The 19,488-nt window shown below is 53.5% G+C and carries 16 protein-coding genes; 5 read left to right on the forward strand and 11 right to left on the reverse strand.

Going from position 1 to position 19,488, the window contains the following annotated elements:
• Window positions 1-68 precede the first annotated feature (68 nt).
• Both ACYZUM_RS18335 and ACYZUM_RS18340 read right to left on the reverse strand, forming a co-directional pair.
• Entirely contained in the window at window positions 69-761 is a 693-nt protein-coding gene (locus ACYZUM_RS18335) for a sensor histidine kinase (RefSeq protein WP_473060981.1), read from the reverse strand.
• Entirely contained in the window at window positions 758-2,362 is a 1,605-nt protein-coding gene (locus tag ACYZUM_RS18340; protein ID WP_047295822.1) for a tetratricopeptide repeat-containing response regulator, read from the reverse strand. The genes ACYZUM_RS18335 and ACYZUM_RS18340 overlap by 4 nt, the downstream gene beginning before the upstream one ends.
• Before the next feature lie 1,008 nt (window positions 2,363-3,370).
• Between ACYZUM_RS18340 and ACYZUM_RS18345 the strand changes: the two genes are divergently transcribed.
• Together ACYZUM_RS18345 and ACYZUM_RS18350 are read left to right on the forward strand one after the other, a co-directional pair.
• Window positions 3,371-4,795, forward strand: coding sequence for a tyrosine-type recombinase/integrase (locus ACYZUM_RS18345; RefSeq protein WP_101156026.1), 1,425 nt, complete (start codon window positions 3,371-3,373; stop codon window positions 4,793-4,795).
• A gap of 462 nt (window positions 4,796-5,257) precedes the next feature.
• Window positions 5,258-5,674 (forward strand): response regulator, encoded by a 417-nt coding sequence (locus ACYZUM_RS18350; protein WP_101156412.1) that lies wholly within the window; start codon window positions 5,258-5,260, stop codon window positions 5,672-5,674.
• Between the two features lie 90 nt (window positions 5,675-5,764).
• On the opposite strand, the gene ACYZUM_RS18355 is transcribed toward ACYZUM_RS18350, so the two are convergent.
• The 5 genes from ACYZUM_RS18355 to ACYZUM_RS18375 form a co-directional block, all read right to left on the reverse strand.
• Window positions 5,765-6,019, reverse strand: a complete 255-nt coding sequence (locus ACYZUM_RS18355; RefSeq protein ID WP_101156024.1) for a DUF1652 domain-containing protein — start codon at window positions 6,017-6,019, stop codon at window positions 5,765-5,767.
• Between the two features lie 417 nt (window positions 6,020-6,436).
• Complete coding sequence (locus ACYZUM_RS18360; protein WP_157830855.1) at window positions 6,437-6,775, reverse strand: hypothetical protein; 339 nt, start codon at window positions 6,773-6,775, stop codon at window positions 6,437-6,439.
• Window positions 6,776-6,790: 15 nt separating this feature from the next.
• The gene (locus ACYZUM_RS18365) at window positions 6,791-7,204 is read right to left on the reverse strand and encodes a hypothetical protein (protein ID WP_101156020.1); all 414 of its coding nucleotides are present in this window, start codon (window positions 7,202-7,204) and stop codon (window positions 6,791-6,793) included.
• A 52-nt stretch (window positions 7,205-7,256) separates the two neighbouring features.
• On the reverse strand, window positions 7,257-8,741 hold the full coding sequence (locus ACYZUM_RS18370) for a hypothetical protein (RefSeq protein WP_101156018.1): 1,485 nt from the start codon (window positions 8,739-8,741) through the stop codon (window positions 7,257-7,259).
• Window positions 8,742-8,938: 197 nt separating this feature from the next.
• Window positions 8,939-9,529, reverse strand: coding sequence for a hypothetical protein (locus tag ACYZUM_RS18375; RefSeq protein ID WP_101156016.1), 591 nt, complete (start codon window positions 9,527-9,529; stop codon window positions 8,939-8,941).
• Window positions 9,530-9,943: 414 nt separating this feature from the next.
• On the opposite strand from ACYZUM_RS18375, the gene ACYZUM_RS18380 reads away from it, so the two are divergent.
• From ACYZUM_RS18380 to ACYZUM_RS18390, 3 genes are all read left to right on the forward strand, one after another.
• Entirely contained in the window at window positions 9,944-11,269 is a 1,326-nt protein-coding gene (locus ACYZUM_RS18380) for an S-type pyocin domain-containing protein (RefSeq protein WP_101156014.1), read from the forward strand.
• Between the two features lie 10 nt (window positions 11,270-11,279).
• Window positions 11,280-11,534, forward strand: coding sequence for a bacteriocin immunity protein (locus tag ACYZUM_RS18385; RefSeq protein ID WP_101156012.1), 255 nt, complete (start codon window positions 11,280-11,282; stop codon window positions 11,532-11,534).
• A gap of 144 nt (window positions 11,535-11,678) precedes the next feature.
• Entirely contained in the window at window positions 11,679-13,034 is a 1,356-nt protein-coding gene (locus ACYZUM_RS18390; protein ID WP_157830854.1) for a hypothetical protein, read from the forward strand.
• 228 nt (window positions 13,035-13,262) lie between these two features.
• On the opposite strand, the gene ACYZUM_RS18395 is transcribed toward ACYZUM_RS18390, so the two are convergent.
• The 4 genes from ACYZUM_RS18395 to ACYZUM_RS18410 are packed head-to-tail and all read right to left on the reverse strand — an operon-like array spanning window position 13,263 to window position 19,225.
• Window positions 13,263-13,472 carry a hypothetical protein gene (locus tag ACYZUM_RS18395; RefSeq protein WP_101156008.1) on the reverse strand — a complete coding sequence of 70 codons (210 nt, stop codon included), beginning with the start codon at window positions 13,470-13,472 and terminating at the stop codon, window positions 13,263-13,265.
• The gene (locus ACYZUM_RS18400) at window positions 13,465-13,902 is read right to left on the reverse strand and encodes a hypothetical protein (RefSeq protein ID WP_101156006.1); all 438 of its coding nucleotides are present in this window, start codon (window positions 13,900-13,902) and stop codon (window positions 13,465-13,467) included. Before ACYZUM_RS18400 ends, ACYZUM_RS18395 begins: the two co-directional genes overlap by 8 nt.
• The gene (mobF, locus tag ACYZUM_RS18405) at window positions 13,902-18,794 is read right to left on the reverse strand and encodes a MobF family relaxase (RefSeq protein WP_101156004.1); all 4,893 of its coding nucleotides are present in this window, start codon (window positions 18,792-18,794) and stop codon (window positions 13,902-13,904) included. Before mobF ends, ACYZUM_RS18400 begins: the two co-directional genes overlap by 1 nt.
• A complete protein-coding gene (locus ACYZUM_RS18410; protein WP_101156001.1) occupies window positions 18,791-19,225 on the reverse strand; it encodes a hypothetical protein in 435 nt (144 codons plus the stop codon). Before ACYZUM_RS18410 ends, mobF begins: the two co-directional genes overlap by 4 nt.
• Window positions 19,226-19,488 lie beyond the last annotated feature (263 nt).

The following is a 19,488-nucleotide window of genomic DNA, read 5'->3' on the forward strand; positions in this document are numbered from 1 at the left end:
AACGGCGACCCGTACAAAATAGGCTCCGGCTGTTCGGAATATCAAGCAGCGTCAAACAAAAACCCGAGTCACGGCAGATAAAGGCTGAACACCCCACCACCCAAAGGCCCGCCATTACGAATTTCGGTGTGCCCGACCACGCCATTGCGCTGATGCAACGCAGCAATGCGGTTGGCGAAATACAGGCCCAGACCCGTGCTGCCGCTGCCGTGATTGATGCCCTGCACGTAATCCGCCTGACGCTCGAGCATCTCGGCCGGGTAACCGTCACCGTCATCATTGATGCTCAACACCAGCTGCCCGGCTTCGTCACTGACAGTGATCAGCAGCGACTCGCGGGCATAACGAATGGCGTTATTGATGCAGTTGCCCAACACCGACGCAACCAACTCACGATCGAAGAAACCCAGCGGGCTCAGCGGATCGACTTCATAGGTGGCGATAATCCCGCGACTGGCGAACACCTCTTGGTGCGATGCCAGTTGCGCCTCGATGAAATCATCCAGCTCGTGATACGCCGGTTGCAGCGGCAACTGGTTGACGCCGAGCTTGTACAGCCCAAGCAACTGCACCAGCATGCCGTTGAGGTGGGCAAACTCGAAGTCGATCACGCCCTGCTCCGCCCCTCCACGCTGCCCCTCGGGCAAACGCGCCAACCACTGGCTATGGGCCTGCGTCAGCATCGCCAGCGAGTTCTTCATGTCGTGAACGGTGGAGGCGATCACCGTGGAAAAATCCAGCGCCTGCTCGTCTTGGTTCATTCGCCAAACGCCTTGCTTTTCAGCTTCTGATAACGCGCATAACGCGCGTCGGTGTCGGGCATCAGGCCGACCATTTTCAGGCAGGCCCGACATTCTTCCAGTTCCGCCGACGGCACACTGGTGTCGGTGCCGTGCAGCAGCGACTGGGCCATGTTCAGCGCGATACTGATGTTCTTCGGTTGCATCTTCAGCGCCTTGCGGAACACCTCGCGGGCTTCCACCAGGTTGCCGGTCTTGTACACGCGCACACCCTGCCGGTTGAGGTCGGCAGCAGCGTTGCTCGAACTGAGGATAGTCGGGTCGTCGGTGAGCTTGGCGATGTCTTTCATCACCGCCGGATCGTCACCGTAGATCTCCGCACAGCTCTTGAGCATCGATGTGCCCGCCTCGGCCTGACCAAGCATCTGCAATTGCTTGGCGACCAGCAGCGCCGCTTCAGGGCTCATGAACTGCTCCATGCCGTCGAGGCGCATCAGCGCTTGTTCGGTGAGCTTGTCGGCGGTTTCGGCATCGTTGAGCAACAGACTGGTGGCCTTCATCAGGCGCGCACGGATCTGCAGGCCCGGGTCCGACGGGTTCTCTTTGGCGACGGCGCTGAGCGTGGTGTTGATCTCCAGCCGCGTGCGCGTATCGAGACCGCGTTCACTACCCTTGCTGATCAAGGCATGGGCCAGGCCAAGATTGCTTTCCGGGTCCTTGAAGCGCGACTGCGCCCCCTGCGCCACCGCCTGCCGATAGGCCCGGGACGCGGTGTCGAAATCTTCGTTGGCCATCGCCAGCTTGCCGAGCAACGCCTGCCGGCGCACCGCCAGCGGCGACAAGCGAATCGCCTCCTCCAGCACCCGCTGCGCGCCTTTGGTATCGCCCTCGGCGACCAGCACATCGGCCATGCCGTCGTACAACGCCGGCATCATCGGGAACACTTTCAGCGCCTTTTCGTAAACATCCTTGGCCTGCGCCACTTGCCCGCGCTTGAACAGCAACTTGCCCAGCCCGGCAAACGCCCACGGCAAAGGCCGGTCAGCGATGATGCTGTCGTAGAGGCGTTCCAGCGCTTCGTTCTGGTTCATGTCGCGCAGGGCGTCGGCCCGATAACGCAGGCACAGCGGCGAATAACGGATGTCCTGCTTGCACAGCGCAATGCAGGCATTGAGCACCTCAACCGGCTTGCCGCGATCAAGGGCTTGCAGAATCGGTTTGAGCAACGTCTTGCGCTGCTCCAGACGCTCCAGGCGCTGAGCGAGACCGGAGCGGTTGAACGGCTTGGTCAGGTAAGCATCCGGCTCGTGCTCCAGGGCGCTGAGCACCATGGCCTGACTGGTCTCGGCCGTGACCATGACAAACACCGCTTCATGGCTGATGAGCTTTTCCGACATCAGATCTTCCAGCACCTGCTGACCATTCTTCTTGCCGTCACCGAGGTGGAAATCCTGCAGGATGAAATCGTAGGACTTCTGCGCACACATCTTCAGCGCCTGCTCGCCGGTATCAGCGGTGTCCACATCCTTGACCCCCAGCTCGCGCAGCATAGAACGTACGGAACTGCGGAAATCCGAGAAATCATCGACGATCAGAAAACTCTTTTGGTGATACGACAGCATCGAGGATTTCCAGGCAATTGAAGTAGGTGAACCGGGGGCGTTTTCACAAGCGCGCAGATGATAGCTGGAGGCCAAATGCTATCAAGCGATTTCGTGCGAGTCTGAGGTCGCCGAATGAGTTATCGGCAAGGGGTGGGGTTCTCTGAAGTGGAGGGGTTCAAGATTCCTTGTGCAGCGATTACCCTGCGCACCGGGTCATCTTTTCACTACAGGGTTTATCTCGACTGGCGACACGGGCGAAGCACTGAAGGCTATCGACGTCGATCATTCTGGTTTCGCGGAGCTCCTCCCGGATGCGAAACCAAAAGGTCTTGAGTTCGGTTTTACGGATCGGAACAACGTTAACGAGAAAGAAATAAAGATGGGGTGCGAAGGAGATTCGCTTGTCATACGACGTAATCCTCCCAGCCTGGCGCTCCATAAGGCGTCTTGTCCAACTCGGGAAAGTCCGTCGTCCACTCCCCCCAATCCATGTACTCATAGTACTTGTTCATCGCTTCGAAGCGGCTTGCCGCCTCAACTTCCCAAATCAGTTTCGACCCCGGCTCAAGCAGGGCCCGGGATTCATCGCCATGAGGCCCAGAGGGACAAAACAGTTGTAAGCCATCGGGTTCCAACCATAGTTCATGGTTCAAGGTTCATCCTCATTGGTCTGAATGAGCCATTGGCTGTTATTACTAAAAAGCCCCGACAGGCAATTGCCTGAGTGGGGCTCTTTGAATGCTTGAAGCGATCCGCGTGCCCCCCCCAATCTGCACCTATGAGGCTTGGGCGTTGGCAGCTCCAATCGCTGGAAGCATTGATATATATGGTGTCCCAGGGCAGGTTCGAACTGCCAACCTTCCCCTTAGGAGGCATATGCTTTGGTGAGTCAGCTTGATTCCGGTCGCTTCCTGAAACATCCCAAATCTCTGTTTTTAAAAGGCCTACCTATTCTGCTTGTGTCTTGAGGTTTCTCCTTGTAGCGTTCTGCATCATGAGAAGTGGGGACCGAAGTGGGGACTAGAATTGGCTATCAACACTGCTGACAAAAGTGTGAACGATCAAAAGCTCAAGGGTATGCCGCCAGCATCCAAGTTGACGGAAAGTTTGCCTGGCCGTTCCCGGGGTAGCCTTTTGTTCAAGCGTAGCCAAAATGGTGCGATCAGCGCCTACTTCCGCTACCGGCTCAACTCAAAGGACACGATGATCTCTCTGGGCCAGTATCGCTTGAGCGCCAGAGCGCCGGGACTGGCGCTGTCTGAGCTACGCGACAAAGCGGCAGAGATGGCATTGATTGCTTCCGAGCACGGCGACGTTAAGGTGTACTTGGCGGCCAGAGCCGCCGCAGAGAAAACACAACGACAGGCCGTAGTGCTCGCGCAGCAGCTTGCGACCCGACAAGGTAGCTTCGAAGAACTGCTAAATGCATACGTCAAAGATCTGACCGCTCGCGGCAAGGTCAAGGCGAAAGAAGTCGAGCGCCTATTTCAGACTCACGTAATCCAGCACCACCCTGATCTGATGACGCGTCCAGCAAAGTCCATCACCGGCGAAGACATTCATTTAGTAATGAGCGCGCTACTCGCACGCAAGCCTAAAGGTCGTGGTATCGGGAACAAAGCGAAAACGGCCAATACTGACATGCGATCAACAGCCGCCAGCGTCCACCGATATCTAAAGGCTGCATTCAGCTATGGCAGCAAGGCACACCTCTCCTTGGATCGAGATGTAAGTGATTCGAAAGTTTTCGACATCGGGGTCAATCCAGCTACAAAGGTCCCTACCCTTGCTAATACACGCGGCGGTCAGACTGAATCCCTGACGCCAGAAGAGTTGGGTGAGCTTTTACGTCACTTGGATACCCTGCCTCCCCGAGAGATGGCGATCTGCAAAGGTTTAATCTACTTGGGCGGCCAACGAATGGAGCAACTGCTCCGTGTGACCTGGGAGGATACGTCCGATGACCTTCTGCACCTTACCGACGGCAAAGGGCAAAAGACTCAAGCATGGGATCACCTGTTACCCCTGACCGCCAGAATTAAGCAAATTCTGACGCCTTTGTTTGAGAGCAAAATCGGGCCTGGCCCGTTTTGTATTGGCCGGCGTTGTATTCGTCCGGATACAGCGGGCAAGCGATTCAGTGATGCTGGAAAAGCTTTGAGTGGGTCCGGTAAAACGCGATATTTCAGTTATGCGAACGTTCGGGTAAGTGCTGAAACGCTGATGGCTGCACTTGGAATTACGAAGGAAATCCGTAGCTGGCTTTTATCTCACGGACGCAACGATGTTCAATCGATTCACTACGATCGATACAGCTATCTACCAGAGAAAAAGGCTGCTCTGGAGTTATGGGGTAGATACCTAGACTGTTTGTATGCGGAGAAAGAGTGGGACCAAGGCAAGGTTATTTTGCTCAGCCGAAAGCGGCCTCAGGAGATCACAAAAAGCTGACGCTGTGATTCGACTTGACCAACAGGTGCCGTAGTGACGACCGACAGAGAGTGGCCAATTGCTGCCTGCCACGAAGGGCCGCAATCCACAACCCAAAGCTGACGGTGGCGACAGGCAGAAATGGGCCAAAAGCGGTCGGTGGACAGGCGCGATGTCTAGCGAATTTTGCTAGACATCGCTAGATTTGCGTATTAGTCGATCGCAGCCACCACCGCGTATTTACATATGCTGGCCTTTTTTTGCATGTCACGAAGGACGGCAACCGGCCAATTGCAGTCGCTGGTGAAGGGCAGAAATGAAGTCGATTGCTGCTTCATTGAGCGCCGGATAGCCGGCTGCTATAACCTTCTCGGCAGGACAGATCGCAACCGTCCTTCGGCTGGAGGCTAATCCTGCAACTTTGGTTACACTGGAGCTGGTTTGGGAGGTGTGGACGTCTTTTGTTTCTTAGAAGGTGAAAAAGTGTACGTTAACTGGGAAGGCCTGTTACCGATTCGGGGCGAAATCATCGTTGTCGAAGACGATCCGACGCTCCGTGAACTGATGGTAGATATCGTCGAGGAGGTAGGCGCTAAGGCATCAGCATTTGAAACCGCTGATGATGCGTTGACCTATCTTTTGCAGTCGCATGGCGAATGCAGGCTAGTGATTGCCGATCATGGTGTCCCTGGACAAATTCAAGGTACAGAATTCATTGAAATGGTGAGAGGAAAATGGCCTTCCATTGCGGCGATTCTGACCTCAGGGTATCTGATAGATCCTGCATCAGTCCCGCCTTCTACCATCTACTTACACAAGCCCTGGTCTCTGGATGATCTGATTGTTGCGATAGCATCCCTGCTCCAGCCGGGTTTCCCTATCCAGAAAGCTCAAAAATAGGCCTGGTGCTGTCCCTTCCTGAATTCTTTTACACTGCATCAGCGCTAATTATCGATCTCTTCGGCAGCGCCATTTTTATGATCCAGATCGCTATCTCGCTAACACCACCGTGCCCGTCGCTTGGTGCGCTGCCATTTCAGAGCGAAGCTCACCAATCAAATTTGCAATGGCTCGGCTTGACGTCAATTCGCTGGTCGTGACCGCAGTGACCAGGAGATCGACCCGTCCAGAAGTCGGATCGAACACCTTGATCATCAATGATCCATCCGGATTGACTGAGCAGGTGCAAGAGAGAGGCTGGAATCCACATTCAATAACGTGGCGAAGCTCAAGTGTGGATATCATGACTTGGCGTCCATAGGGTCAGGAGAGTGGGATCTAGCGTATTAATTTTAGCTACTGATCTTCAATGCGGGAGGCTGAAATCAAATTTCGTTGCATCTCTCCCCAATGACCGCTACGGGTCGATTTCTGCCTGTCACCACCAGCACCTATGGGCAGTTCTCTGCCGGTCATGGCTACGAAGCGTGCTGATCAATCCGATGCATTCGGTGGTCAGATCGAACGCAAATTACTGGTCTGCTCGAATACAAACAGGTGTCTAGCGGAGTGCAATTTCACAGCATAACGAACACAGTCCGGTCTCTGCGTAGTCACACGCCATCAGTTCGCGCACTCGCTGTTTTGCCGCGAGATCAGCGGCACCTACGCTCATGCAATGGTGCCTTTGTTGCATGAAGAAAGGAGGCAGGTCGAGAGTCACTAACGCCCATTCTCATGAACATGACAATAGTGACCTTGCAGGGCTACCCATTTGCAAGGCGTATCTACGAGCGATCCACCGGTCACAATCGCCTTGCAGGGTTCGTCACGAACAGTATAACCGGAGCAAGCGACCGCATATTTACTGTCATGCCAAAGCCGGTACTGGCGCGGGGTCACTCCATAGCGAGCCCCCCAAAATGCGTCGGGATCTTCGCAGTAACGCACTACGTCCGCAGCCTCAATTTCAGCCGTCACTTCACCGCTTGGGCTGATATGTTTCACCGTAAAACCTACACCTGCGTCGACGAGCTGACGAAGGCATGTCTCAAGATCCATAGAACCTCTCCTTAACTAGTCGGTGCTAACCAATTTCATCGCATTCCTGCGATCAATAACGCTTCTCTCGCCAGCCTCCTGGCGCAGCAATCTTGCATTCTCGGCTGACTGAATCGCTCCTTCAGCATCACCACTTGCAATTTGCTTAGCTGCCTGCCAGTCGAGGGCTTCAATTGCGGTTTGTAGCATCTCCGCTTGTGAAGGTTTACTGCGCTTCGTCGACTCTCGGACTTCACTGCCAGCGCGTTGACGCTCGATTACGGCGCGAGCTTCATTCGATGAAGTGCACAGTACTGCGCGGGCGGCGGCTAAACGGCCATCCACGATTGCAGCCTCATGATCTTCGAAACAGCCATTTAACGACTCCACCGCTGCTAACAGGTTGTCGACCATTCGCAATAGCTCAATGTGTTGTGGATCGTTACTCATTAGCGTTCCTATCACTGAATGATTCCATCTTTTTTGAAGATCAGTTTGATCGTTACGATTTTGCAGTAGAGGACTCTGAGCCTGGAATTTCATTCAATATTTTCATGTTCTCAATAACCCGCTTCATTTCAATCGGATCAGACAGGAAAGCTGAATCTTTGATTATTACAGTTCTTGTTCCGCTAAATTCTTCCGCAATTTCTGAAGAAATTGAGCTGACTACTCGCCTAATTTTCTCCATGTCCTTCCAAAACCTCGCCTCAAGGTCTTCCACACTGCAACCTGCCCTCAAAGACTCGAATAACCATAGACGCTTCTCTCGATCAGGATCTGGGTCAGGAAAGCGACTGTAGTCGCCTCTCGCTACCATTCTTTGGCTCAAGAGACTATCTTCTGCGACTATTTTTAAAACCTCCTCAGGACTATTTTTAGCTGTCGGATACATCTTGAGAAATGCTTTCTCGGGGATTGCTCCTTCAGATATTTTCGGTAGAGCTAGGCGCAGTAAGTATTGCATTACCACGCTTGTGGTGAAAGGAAGAACTACCTCTTCAAATACAAACGGAACGGTAATTTCGCTGTACACCATTCGGCCTATTTTGTCCGCCAGATATTTAGTCAGACCGGCATCTAAAAAGGTTCGCAAATCAGTTGTTTTTTTGATGAGTTCAGAGAACCCATCATTCTTTAGGTACTTAAGAAATTCCATATTGTAGCCATAAAGATCAACAGAGCCGAGTGCCACCCTAGAGTCTTTTGTTGTGGACATAAGGCGAGAGTGGAGGGATTTCAAATTTTCATCAGTTAGAAAATTTAACCCAGCGCTTTCGAACTCCTGTCTAAAATAGCTTTTTACAGCCTCATGCTCGACTACTAAATGGACTTGAAAAAATGAAGAAAGCACGCTGCTTTTTTGGGCCAGCCTTGCATTGATAGATGTCCCATCGAATGTTTTGAAAACAATTTTTCGAAGGGCTTGATTGATTAAATCGAATGGAGGAGTATTTCTAAAATCACTGAAAGACTCAAAGTCGTCGGATACTTGTTTTAAATATTCAGCTAGGCGCCCGTCAGATATCTCAAGTTCTATTTCGCTTGTAAATGATGACGCCAATTTAAGAGCTGGCTCGCTGAAACCGCCAGATGCGTAACAGTGATATTCAAAGCAGGCGTCACTCGGCATCAAATCTTTATCAAGAATAGTGAACAACAGAAACTTAACGAGTTCTTTGATTAGCGCTGGGCGAGAAAGCCTTGCTTTCATTTTTTTACATTGAATTGTTCCTGAAACTTTTTGAGATGTGTACAAAACGCAGTCTCGCCCTCTCTCACCGACGCCCTGCATTAAGATGACATTATCAAAAGCCCCATACTCGCCTAGCGTTATCTCCGAATTCACAAGACAATAAATTAAATTCTCAAAGTCACGATCGCCTAGCTCATCATATGGAAGAGCTGATAACCCAACGTCTAGAGCGAGCGGCTTAAAACCAGCCCCAATTTCTTGCTTTAATCGTTCCTGGTTGATCTGTTGCATTTTCACTCCTTGCTATTTAGATCATTAACTAGAAGGTTGATGCGTGGGTATATCTCAGCGCACCTCGCTTTGCAGACTGATCAGAGCATCCGTTGGTCGGCTATTTACCCATACCTTCGTTCCCTCGATTTCGCGGACGCGAAAATGCACGCTCATCTATTGGCTCGGCCCCGACATGTCGGGGCTGTTTTCGTCAGTTAAAACACCGGAACGCCGGCTGTATCCTTCACTTTCAGCTGCCCTGCGCATGGCCTGGTATTCATGTTCGATACACCCGGCGGAGAGACACATAGTGTAAGGCTCACCCCATAAGGCAGTTCAATGTGCCGAACTTCGCCGTAGGGAACCTCAGCAGTTCGCGAAACCGTGCCCTTATCGTTGATGATCTCAGGTACGGAAAGCTTTTCAACATAGGTGTTCTCTGGCCACTCCCGGCGCCCCTCAGCACCAACCTGGTAATTAAGGTCGACCCGAAGCTTCGCAACTGTATCGCCGACCGAAAGTATCTGGATCTGACTGACAAGGTTCACAATGCCCAACGCACACGCGGATTTCTGCGCATTGCATTGCCGTACTTCAAGAGGCTGATATCGATAACCGTCTGCGGCGCCGGCATTGCCGTAAAGCACATTGCCTGCCCCAATCCCCATACCGGGATAGCCAGAAAGATCGGTCGTCCCAGCGTAATAGTCGACGACAACAGGCCCTTTATCGGCGCCCCCCCAGTTAGCACAACCAGCGAGCGTGGCCAAAGCCAGCACGACACTACAACCAACAACTGAACGCATGCAGTTTCCTTCTGAACACAGGATCTTGGAAAAAATTACTCATCTTTTATTCATCGCGAAGAGCCATCTGACCGAGCCACTGCAGCCTCGGATCCATCTCGATACTTGATTTCGCTTTGCCCATACGATCAAGAACCTTGCGAATCTCGAAAAAAGGAGTAGATGCCCCGACCGAAGGCTATCGACCAAAAGCGGCCGTCCTAACGGGAGTTGCTGACTGCACGTATTGCAGAATGCCACCATTCAAACGCTCGTACTAGAGCGGTTACCATTCGTACTCTGGCAGCAGCATGGAACAGGCGAAAGCATCACTGTTTTTAGGAAGAGCCCTAAAGCTTGTACCCGCTTTTCTGCGTAAGGTTACTGTTCCCCTGCCTCAGGCTGGGATTTTCCAAGGACGAACAAGGATGCTGCATGAGCGGTTATGTACCTAACCCACCCAAAGGTTACCGAGAGCCGGAAGCTGAGCCTGTCGATCTTCACGCCCAATACTGGGCACAGTACAAAGCCCAACCGAGCAAAGCTCAGGCAAATACTAACGCTGCAGGCTGCACGTTTACCAAACCTTGCAAGCTGCCTAACGGAACCATCAACTACGTCAGTCCTGGTGGATCGATACCCACAGACCCCATTAAGGAGTATGGAAACTTTTCCCTGTTGGGCGGTCGTGAAATTGATGCAGCCGGAAAAATTCAACTCAAGCAAATAAGCGGTAACACGTTACCCACTGCACTCGGCACCCTTCTACTGGGTGGAACTGCTATTGCATCTGCTGGCGCATCCTGTGGTGGTCTCTGCACCACTGGGGCTGCTGTTGCAGGCGTTAGCGCAGGTACGAGTACTGCTACTGCGGGCGTAGTTACCACTGGGGTTGCTGCTGGCGCCTTGGCGGGAGTGGTCGCACTACTTTGGCCATCGAGTCTGGGCGATAGCAGCCTGTACACAGAAGACCAACTCAAATCTCTCAAGGAAGGCCGTACCCGAGTTCGACTGCATGTAGAGGAACAAGCTGACGGCACCCTAAAAGGTTACGGCTACAACACCCAGAAGCGTCGCGACTGGGAAATGATTCCTGTAGTCCAGTTCAAGATTCAGGGCTCTCAGCAAGTGGCCGACTTTGGTGATGGCGTCACGTTGATATGGACACCCGCGGTTGATCCTTCCAGCACTTCCGGTATTCCGCCATTGGAGGGCGCACCACAAGCCCCGCAAATTTGGATTTACCCGCCGACCGAGCAAGCCGACAACATAATCGTCAATCCGATCTACCCGCCTCAATACAAGGACTTCATCCTCGTGTTCCCGGCTGATTCGGGTGTGCAACCGCTGTACATTGTGATGAATGTCCGGCTCGATCCCGGAACGGTGACAGGCCAAGGTCAAGACATAACCGGCATATGGCTTGCTGGGGCTAACACAGGATTCGGTTCACCTATTCCAACGGAGATTGCCGATCAACTACGAGGTGAAAGCTACGGCAGCTTCGATAGTTTCAGGAGGGCCTTGTGGACGGCAGTGTCCAAAAGCCCTGTACTCAAAGGGCAATTCACAGACAATAACGTTGACCGGATGCAGCAAGGATATGCTCCGAAGGCACGTTATCGAGACAGAGCCGGGAAACGTGGGTCGTTCGAGCTGCATCACCTTGATGAAGTGGCTCAGGGCGGAAACGTTTACGATGTGGACAATCTGAGCGTTGTCACGCCGAAACGACACATTGATATTCACCGAAATGGATGACAGATAAAAAATGAAGAACAGTATCACTGACTTTACCGAGGCCGAATTCATCGGTTACATGGAAGAGCTATTAGTAGCCAACAAGACAGTCTCTGATGACGTGCTTGATGATCTTTTGGAACGATTCTGCAAGATTACAGAGCATCCGGACGGCACTGACTTAATCTACTACCCTGAAAACGGCTCAGCGGGGACGGCGGAAGACGTTACGCGAGTAGTGAAAGAATGGCGCTCATCTCAAGGTTTGCCAGGATTTAAAGGCTAATGACATAAGCCTAGAGTTTCCGACCCTTTTCCGCGCTGAAAATCTGAGCGTGGCCAGAAGCTTTTGGGCAACGCTAAGGGAAACCGGATCGGGCTATACGGATCCGCGACCAGTCTTCGTTAAAATCATATTATTTGGACTTTTATGAGAAACCTTCCGCCCCTAGCGCCAGAAATAGCTCATCTTGATCCGGAAGAGATTGAAACGCTATACACGCGCTATCTTGCTGGTGAAAAAATATCCGTACTTCAGGCTGAATTCCGAATTCCTAGTACAGCCAAACAACTTATATATCTATTCCCCCCTCTGATACTAAACGAAAAGCCTTGTCCTTATTGCCACTGCGCCATGTCAAGCAAACGCAAAAATAAGACTCAACGGGCCTCCGAAGAAAATATAATAAAATGCTTAGACTGCGGTCACTTTGAAGATCCGCAGTCTGGGCGATTCAAAAAACACTGTAATTGCAAACCATGCCAATTAAAACGAAAGGAGGCTGAAGCACGCAGGGAAATCGAGTTTCAAAAAACAATAAAAGACAAATTCAACCCCGAACTAGTAACACCAATACCTTATACAGACCTAAATTTCAAACACAAGCTTACGCTAATAAGCCTACTTCGCTGCCAAACCCCGGAGAGCTTCGACTACATAATCCCTATCACACAAAGCCATAGAAATTACCTGCTGAGCCCAACAGCAAATTTTACAGAACAATTACTAGCATCACTGTGCAAATGCAAAGCAATTATCATCGACCCTAACTCACCACCAAACTCACTCAGAAACAAAGACCCTGACGTATTCAATGTGCAATGGTTATCAAACGTAACATTAGACGGTCAGAAGCGCTCAACACTCACAGCGCTGTACAGCGCAATAAACAAAGACCTTAATGAAAACATATCAAGCAGTTGGTCTCCACAGATAAAAGAAATGCTATTCCAAATACCTCAGGAGGAGGTGATTCAATACCTACATCTTAAAGCAAACATCCTAGATGTGAGCTTTGGTGCCGAAACAAAAACTCCTGCGATTATCATGCAGCTTCTCGAAACCCATTCCACATCACAACTCTACACGTTAGCCTCCAACGCCGTTGACAACGCCCATCTATTTCACAAAAAAAAACACGTTAGCCATAGACATGCAGCCAATACTATTCCCGGGAAAATGCTATCCCTTGCAGAGGCGCACGCTATAAAAAAACGCGAAGTATTCGGGTTTTCGAGAGATAGAAACGCTCCCCGCTCAGTAATTAGTAAAATATTCTTCGACTTTTATCTCGGTGAAGCAGACGCGGCGTTCAAGATCGCACCAGGTAAATATTGGAGAGATGTACTAAGCCACCGTCTACCGCGCGACGAAACAACCAAACGAGAAAACAATCTTTTCTGCCCAGAATGCGGTTCGCTGGAGCACTCTCTGAAGATGAAAGATATTAGTATCTACCTGACATGTCGTGATTGCGAAATCATCAGTACTTTTAGCCTAAGTTAATTAGCTTAATACGAAGCCTGTGCGCTAGCCTCAGCCATGTATCGGGTGTGTTTTTTGAATTGATATGGCATGGCGAGGCTATGCAGATTGCGCGCTTGCTATCTGCTACTGCTGAAATCCGCTTTGACTGCTGCAATCCGCACAAATGGCGAGCTATGCACGGTGCATAGGTAAGTCACCCCAAATACGTTTCCGCGACATAGCCCAACCATGAGGGCGTGGAGTGATTTAACCTGGCGATTCGCAATCCATTGTTGGCTTCAGCGCAACGGCAACAGTCCCAGCCATTTCCACCAACACATCAACAATCCGCGCATGCTCCCACGGATCATTCGGTGCAACAGCCGTCGCGACGGCCCTCGGGTTTGCCAGCACGGTCTGTAGCGCATCAAGGTCATTTGCGTTCAGGTCTAGGCTGAAGCTCAAGCGTTTAGTCATGATGTAACTCCAAAAGAGGGATCTGGATGCCGACGGCCATCGCCTGTCCTAGATACCCAGCATGTTTGATGTAGCTGAATACTTCGAATCGACTGGCTATCGAGCGAGGGCCGTCGTCGAAAAGGCGATTACGAAGATTGAGTAAGCCGATCTCATCAGGGGCGTTTTCCGAAAATAGCACCAGGTGCCAACCACCACTTCCCTCCCAGCATTTCTCATCGGATAGCGGATCGGGAACGACGTACGCCTCTTTAATCGGCAACACCTGCTGAGCGATAGCTAACATGAGTACGAAAGGACCTGCGTTTTCGTTGGTAAGCGAAGCGCGAAGCTGTTCAAGTTGGACCGCGAGATTGGAGATCTCTAAAGCACGCATCTGCTTGCCAAGAGCTTGGATCTGACAAAGGAATTTTTCATGGTCCCGAGACATTAGATCGATCTCCTGTAGCTATAAGTTGCTTCATCTTCGGCATACGAAGGTTGGGTTTCTGGCTGGGCAACCGGCCTTGTTGTCGGTTCTGCCAGAGCAACGGTTTCAGAATTCTGCACTTCTCGCTGGGCGCTCATCGCTTCGATACGCTTCAGGGCTTCGTTGGGATCTTCGCCAAGCTGCAGACCAACACGCTCGCGAACATCCTCGATCTGCGCACCAGCGAACTGGCTGATGAGTCGAGCATGACGCTTCACCGTAAGGCTATCGCCGCCTTGGTCGCGATCATAAGCAAGCGAAAAGCGCTGGATTTTATAGCGCTCGGCCAGGGCGATGATTGCCGCCTCAGTGTTTGGACCAGGTTCGCCAGTAGTGCCGATGAACAGGATCCGCTGCCGCTCTTCTGGGCTAGCCAACTGGTAGGTGCTCAGGGTGTCGACACCGCCCTCGCTGAAGCGGATTTCGGTGGGGTTCGCGCATTTCGGGTTGGCGAGGTAGACACCTTTTTCAGTTTCTGTCGTAAAACCCTTGAACTCACGTCGTTCGCCATTGATAACCTGAGCGCCGCGGTACTCATAGCCGCAGAACTTGGCATTAGCATCAATGTGAGGAAACACGGCGGAGCCATGCCGGCTCGTACGCCAGCGCGTTTCGGCCAACACTTCGGACGAGATACCTCGCTCTTGGCTCAGATAGCTATCACGGCGAGACATGAAACCGAAAGTGCGGTAGTGGTTTTCCGTGCTGGTTGCGATTGTCTCTAGGCGCTCGCGCTCCTTCCTCTGTCGCGACTCTTCGCGTGCCCGATCAATACGGGCCTGCTCTTCCGCTGATTTACCCAGCGAAGGCAGAACGCCCCCCTGAAACGCACGAACATCGTCCTTGGCCTGGATGAAGGTGCCGCCACTGGCTTCCTGATAGAGTTTGAAGATGTCACCGCTCTTGCCCGAATGGCGGTCATGCCAGACCCAATTGTCATCAGCGGCCTGGTAAATGTCGTATTTCCCTGAGCCGTGGCGGAAAACAGCATGTCCTTTGTACGATGCCTTCTTGTCGTACTCCATGCCCAGGTGAACAGCGTAGTTGGTCAGGTCGACGTCGCGTTTCATCGCGGCGACTTCGCGGGCGTCTGATGCTTTGTCGTATTTCATCGAGCGTGCTAAAGCAGTACCAGGAACCTGCCGTCGCACTCGACCAAGAGGCTGTCGATCAGCGAGTGTGTTATCGGGCAATACACCCTCACGTCCCCTTCCGGGACCTGCTGCCAGATCGCATGTGGACAACGTACGCAGATAGTCTGAGGGTGCTCGCCCTGCAGGGCGTTTAATGTTGCCGAGCGGGCGGGAGAAGGCTTCTTCGTTTGCTGCGTCACCGGCGCCGGCGGCGCGGTCAAATTGGCCGAGGCTGCCGGCGACTCGCTGGCCTGCGGCGCCGGCTCGGGATTCGGGTCGGGATACTCCATCGGCGGCGGCGACAGGTCGTCCATCAACACGGGGGTATCGGCCGAGGCCGGCAAGGGTGGCAGGTCGGACAGGATCAATTCGGACATAGCGGGCCTCCTGAGGCTCAGGCTTGATCAGTTTCAGCTTCGTGGTGAATAAGGCGGTCTTCATTCCCTGGAGCGTTTCGCAAAGGTCGCGGCGCTGCTCTGGGGGAGCGGATGAGCCGGGGTTTGTCCATCGCGCAACTTCTGCACCTGGAGCGGGGTTTTCTGCAGCTACAACGGCAACGCGGCGGGCATCAGCCGGCCAGGTCTGTTCGTCGATGCGAAGGTCGACGATTTCAGCGCCGAAGGCCTTGGCGTGCTCGATCTCAACCTCTACGGGCGGCAGGACGGTGACGGACTGGCGGGGTTGTTCTTGGGGCTGTTCCTTCGCCTGGCCGGGGAACTGGAAAAGTGGGGAGGCCCCCTGGAGACGATCGAGGACGGAAAGTTTCTGAGGGGTCAGCCTGAACGGCTGGCCTGTATGGACGGATGCGCGAATAGCTTCGCGAGCCTGAGGCATCAGGTCGAGAGCGTTCTCTTTGTAGACGAATTCCGCCGTCGACTTCTTGAATGGGAGCCAGTTGGCTTCACTCAGGTACGTTTTGCACCCGTGGATTCCGCGGGTATAGGCGACATACCAAGCCTGCAGAGAAGCGTAGGATGACGGCAGGTAGTAAGACTGCATAACAGTCATGCCCTGCGCTTTGTGGCCGGTCATCGCATAGCCGTGCTGCAGCGACTCGTATTCACTGGCATTGATCTTGACCGTCCTCCCATCGTCCCGGGTGATCGTGAACAGAATGTCCTCGATCCGCTCACCGTCGACTTCGCGGGTGACTCGCTCGATACCCAGCACGGTGCCAAGGTCCCCGTTGTAGATCGGTTCGTTCTGAGAGTCCTTGGCCGTTTTGCGCAAAAGCAGGCGGTCACCAATCGCAACCTGGATCGTGAATCGCTCGCCGGGCAGCACCTCGGTTTCGATGCTTACGCTACCTACAGCACTCAATTCACCACGAGCGAATCGGGCATCACGAATTTTGTCGTTGAGCGCCCGTACCTGTTCGTTCGTATCAGTGAGGACAAGAATCTGGGACCAGTCCAACTCACGGACAACGCTATCCTTCCCTGGCAGACCAGCTTTCATGTCAGCGAAAACATCGCCAACCAACTCGTCCGCTTCGTTCACGCCGTCAGCGAAAACCTTGAGCTGATCATCGCGCTGCATGTGGCGGATCGCATCGCTCACCTTGCCTTCATAAAGGGCCTGAGCAGTAGGCCTGAACTGGTCGACTTGGCGGGCGATCGTTTCGATCTTGGCGCAGCGATCCCCAACAGCGTCGTGCAGAAGGCCGAACAATGCGGCGGTCTCCACTGCGTCATGCTGGTTTCTATCACCAACGCAGATCAGGCGGGCGCCTGCCTGGTGACAAGCCACCACCAGGTTATGCATCTGGTAGGTGTCCAGCATGCCGGCTTCGTCGCACACGACGATATCGCCGCGTCCGATGCGATCCTGCTGTTTGAAACGCTGCCCAGCCTGCTGCGCGGCAAGCGTGTTCTGGTGCTTGATCAGTAGTGAATGGACAGTCTGGGCCTGAATACCGGTCGACTTAGCCAGCTCCGTTGCCTGCTTGTTTGCAGGCGCAACGCCAATTACACGGCGCCCCTGCGCCTTGAAAACTTCGGCGTATACGCGGAAGGTCGGCGCCAGAGTGGAAGACTTACCAACGCCAGCGGCCCCCTTAAAGAATGTGTACTGACCTGGCCCAGTCAGATCGTAGGCAGCTTGGCGCTGCTCCTGAGTGAGCCGAAAAGGCTTTTCGCCTGGCTTCTGGGTCGCCTGTTTTTCCTTCTCATAGTCGTCAATCACCTGGTCAACAAAGGCATGATCAACATTCCAACTCGGATCATCGAGACCAGCATGCACCGCCTTAACGCAGTCGGCTTCAAGGGTGAAGAGCTCCTTCGTCGTGTAACGCTTCGGCGACATGCGGCCGTTTTCGTCCGGCTGCTGGGGAATTTCGATGAGGCCGAGTTGTTTGTAAATCTCCGACTTGGTTGCTTCGATTTCTTCAAGGCCACCTTTGCCAATGGTCAGGTGCGCGGCCGCGGAATCGATCGCGAATTCATCGATCACGGTGGATCCGCGGAACACCATGCGCTGCAGCTCAGCGAGACTCGGTGCCTGGAGATCTTTGGCGGTTGATGCCTTCAGCTCGACAGTGGGAATCGCTTCGCGCCAATGACCATCCAGGCTGTCGCCTAGCTCGATGTCCTTCGCATCGCGGCTTCGGACGGCGATAGCCTGAGCTGCAGCTTGGCCAGAGGTGGCCATAGTCTTCTTCTCTGCCTGGATCTGCTCGCTGCGCTTGGAAAACTCGGCGACGACTTCCTTCGAAACTGAAGCATCGTTGAGACGCAGGCCATGCCCGCTCCAATCAACGACCATCGCAGAAGCCAACTCGGGGAGGCGTGCCCGGAGACGCTGATAAAAGGCCACGTCGACGACTGCACCAAACTCCTTCTGGCTCTTGTACAGCCATCCCGCATCGAGGGTCAGGAACTTGCCGTCGACGGTGCGAACGAAATTCGGCCGTTCCAGGTGTACGTGAAGCTGAGGATCAGGGAAGTTCTGGCCGGGGGCGCGACGTGCTGTGCAATGGGCATATGTCAAAGTGACGCACTCGCCGGTTACAGATTCTGCGCCCTGAGCGCCTTCACGTCCGCGAATCCGGCCAGTACGGTGCTCGCGCTCGATCGCATCGTTCACAGCCCCCATCACGCATTCCTGGATCACGCGACGGGTTTGGTCGTCGGCCTGTGCCCAGTAGATGCTGATGGACTTCTGCAGGCTCACACACGAGCTGAAGCCGAGAACAGGATCCTTTGCCGATTTTTCTTGCCCGTCCTTCTCCAGTCGCTCCAGGTCGCCGGCGTCGAGCTGCTTTTTCGAGGACGGGTTTGCCTTCTTCGATTCAGCTTCCTGAATAGCCTTGTCGATGGCCTTTTGGCGCTTCTCATCAAGGAACGCCTCTCCGGTGCGTGGGTTGATTCCACGGAAAAGAGCTAGGTAATCACCGTCCTGGGGATGCTCACCGAGGCCCAGCTTGTTGGCCAACGGGCCTGCAATACCCGATGCCAAAGTGTCGTTGCCGGACTTGTGGTAGTAGTCCTCTCGCCCTGTGCCCTGGTCGCCCTCCACCTGACTGACGATAGCGGCGATCTCGGCGTCAACTTTCGCCAGTTCGGCAGCCATGACCTCATCTGTCACGCAACGCTCTGCGCCGAGATCAATGCGCTTCTCACGTAAGGCCTGGAGCTCCTTCAGCTTCTTTTCGAAGTAGGAAGCCTTGGCCGCAAAATTACCGGCCGTGGTCTTCTGGTTGCTCATCCCGTAGTGACTCATCGCTCAATCTCCATGCCTGTCTGCTCGGCAATGAGGCGATCCATAACCATCGGCACGAGTCGATTGAGCATCGGCTCGATGGTGCCGGCGAGCAGTTCAGGCCGGCGCTCGGCCTGGCTTGCGAGAACCTGCAACAGCAGATCAGGAAGAGCAGAGCCCAGAAGGGAAGAAACGGATTGGGTAATTGCGCCTGCAATCGAAGCCACAACCGGGCCATCGAGCAGAACAGGTACCGGACGAGACGGCTCGGCGCAGAAGCGCTGCGCCTCTAGGAAGCCCGCGATCTCTTCGTCTGTACGCTGGGACATGAGGGCATCGAGTACGCGGCCTTGAGCAACGTCCAAGCGTGCCGAAAGGCGCTCCAAGCGCACCGCTGCAACTTCATTCAGGTACTGGGTCGAGGTCTTTGCCCCAGCCTTTTTCCGCGCCATTTTCCTTTTCCCTTCTGAGAACGCTTCTCAGGTAGACGACTTTAGCCGGCGTACCTTGCTTTTGCTTTGTTGGCTTTACGGCTTGGAGTCCGCGAACTGCGCGGGATCCGGGCCGACGCGAAGCACCCGAAGGGTGCAGATGTGTTAACGAAAGCTGTATATATACAAGCATCTCGCATCACTTTAAGCAAGTTTTGCTTGACTCGCATTAGTTTACAACTAATATGAGCCACAAGCGGCCTACCTTTGCAGCTTGTTTGCAA

Source organism: Pseudomonas sp. m6p, from assembly GCF_055760375.1.

Coding starts and splice junctions, on each gene's coding strand:
- ACYZUM_RS18365 (WP_101156020.1), bottom strand. CDS start 7,204: ATGAGTAACGATCCACAACACATTGAGCTATTGCGAATGGTCGACAAC.
- ACYZUM_RS18375 (WP_101156016.1), bottom strand. CDS start 9,529: ATGCGTTCAGTTGTTGGTTGTAGTGTCGTGCTGGCTTTGGCCACGCTC.
- ACYZUM_RS18380 (WP_101156014.1), top strand. CDS start 9,944: ATGAGCGGTTATGTACCTAACCCACCCAAAGGTTACCGAGAGCCGGAA.
- ACYZUM_RS18390 (WP_157830854.1), top strand. CDS start 11,679: ATGAGAAACCTTCCGCCCCTAGCGCCAGAAATAGCTCATCTTGATCCG.
- ACYZUM_RS18410 (WP_101156001.1), bottom strand. CDS start 19,225: ATGGCGCGGAAAAAGGCTGGGGCAAAGACCTCGACCCAGTACCTGAAT.
- ACYZUM_RS18370 (WP_101156018.1), bottom strand. CDS start 8,741: ATGCAACAGATCAACCAGGAACGATTAAAGCAAGAAATTGGGGCTGGT.
- ACYZUM_RS18340 (WP_047295822.1), bottom strand. CDS start 2,362: ATGCTGTCGTATCACCAAAAGAGTTTTCTGATCGTCGATGATTTCTCG.
- mobF (WP_101156004.1), bottom strand. CDS start 18,794: ATGAGTCACTACGGGATGAGCAACCAGAAGACCACGGCCGGTAATTTT.
- ACYZUM_RS18385 (WP_101156012.1), top strand. CDS start 11,280: ATGAAGAACAGTATCACTGACTTTACCGAGGCCGAATTCATCGGTTAC.
- ACYZUM_RS18400 (WP_101156006.1), bottom strand. CDS start 13,902: ATGTCTCGGGACCATGAAAAATTCCTTTGTCAGATCCAAGCTCTTGGC.
- ACYZUM_RS18360 (WP_157830855.1), bottom strand. CDS start 6,775: ATGGATCTTGAGACATGCCTTCGTCAGCTCGTCGACGCAGGTGTAGGT.
- ACYZUM_RS18335 (WP_473060981.1), bottom strand. CDS start 761: ATGAACCAAGACGAGCAGGCGCTGGATTTTTCCACGGTGATCGCCTCC.
- ACYZUM_RS18355 (WP_101156024.1), bottom strand. CDS start 6,019: ATGATATCCACACTTGAGCTTCGCCACGTTATTGAATGTGGATTCCAG.
- ACYZUM_RS18395 (WP_101156008.1), bottom strand. CDS start 13,472: ATGACTAAACGCTTGAGCTTCAGCCTAGACCTGAACGCAAATGACCTT.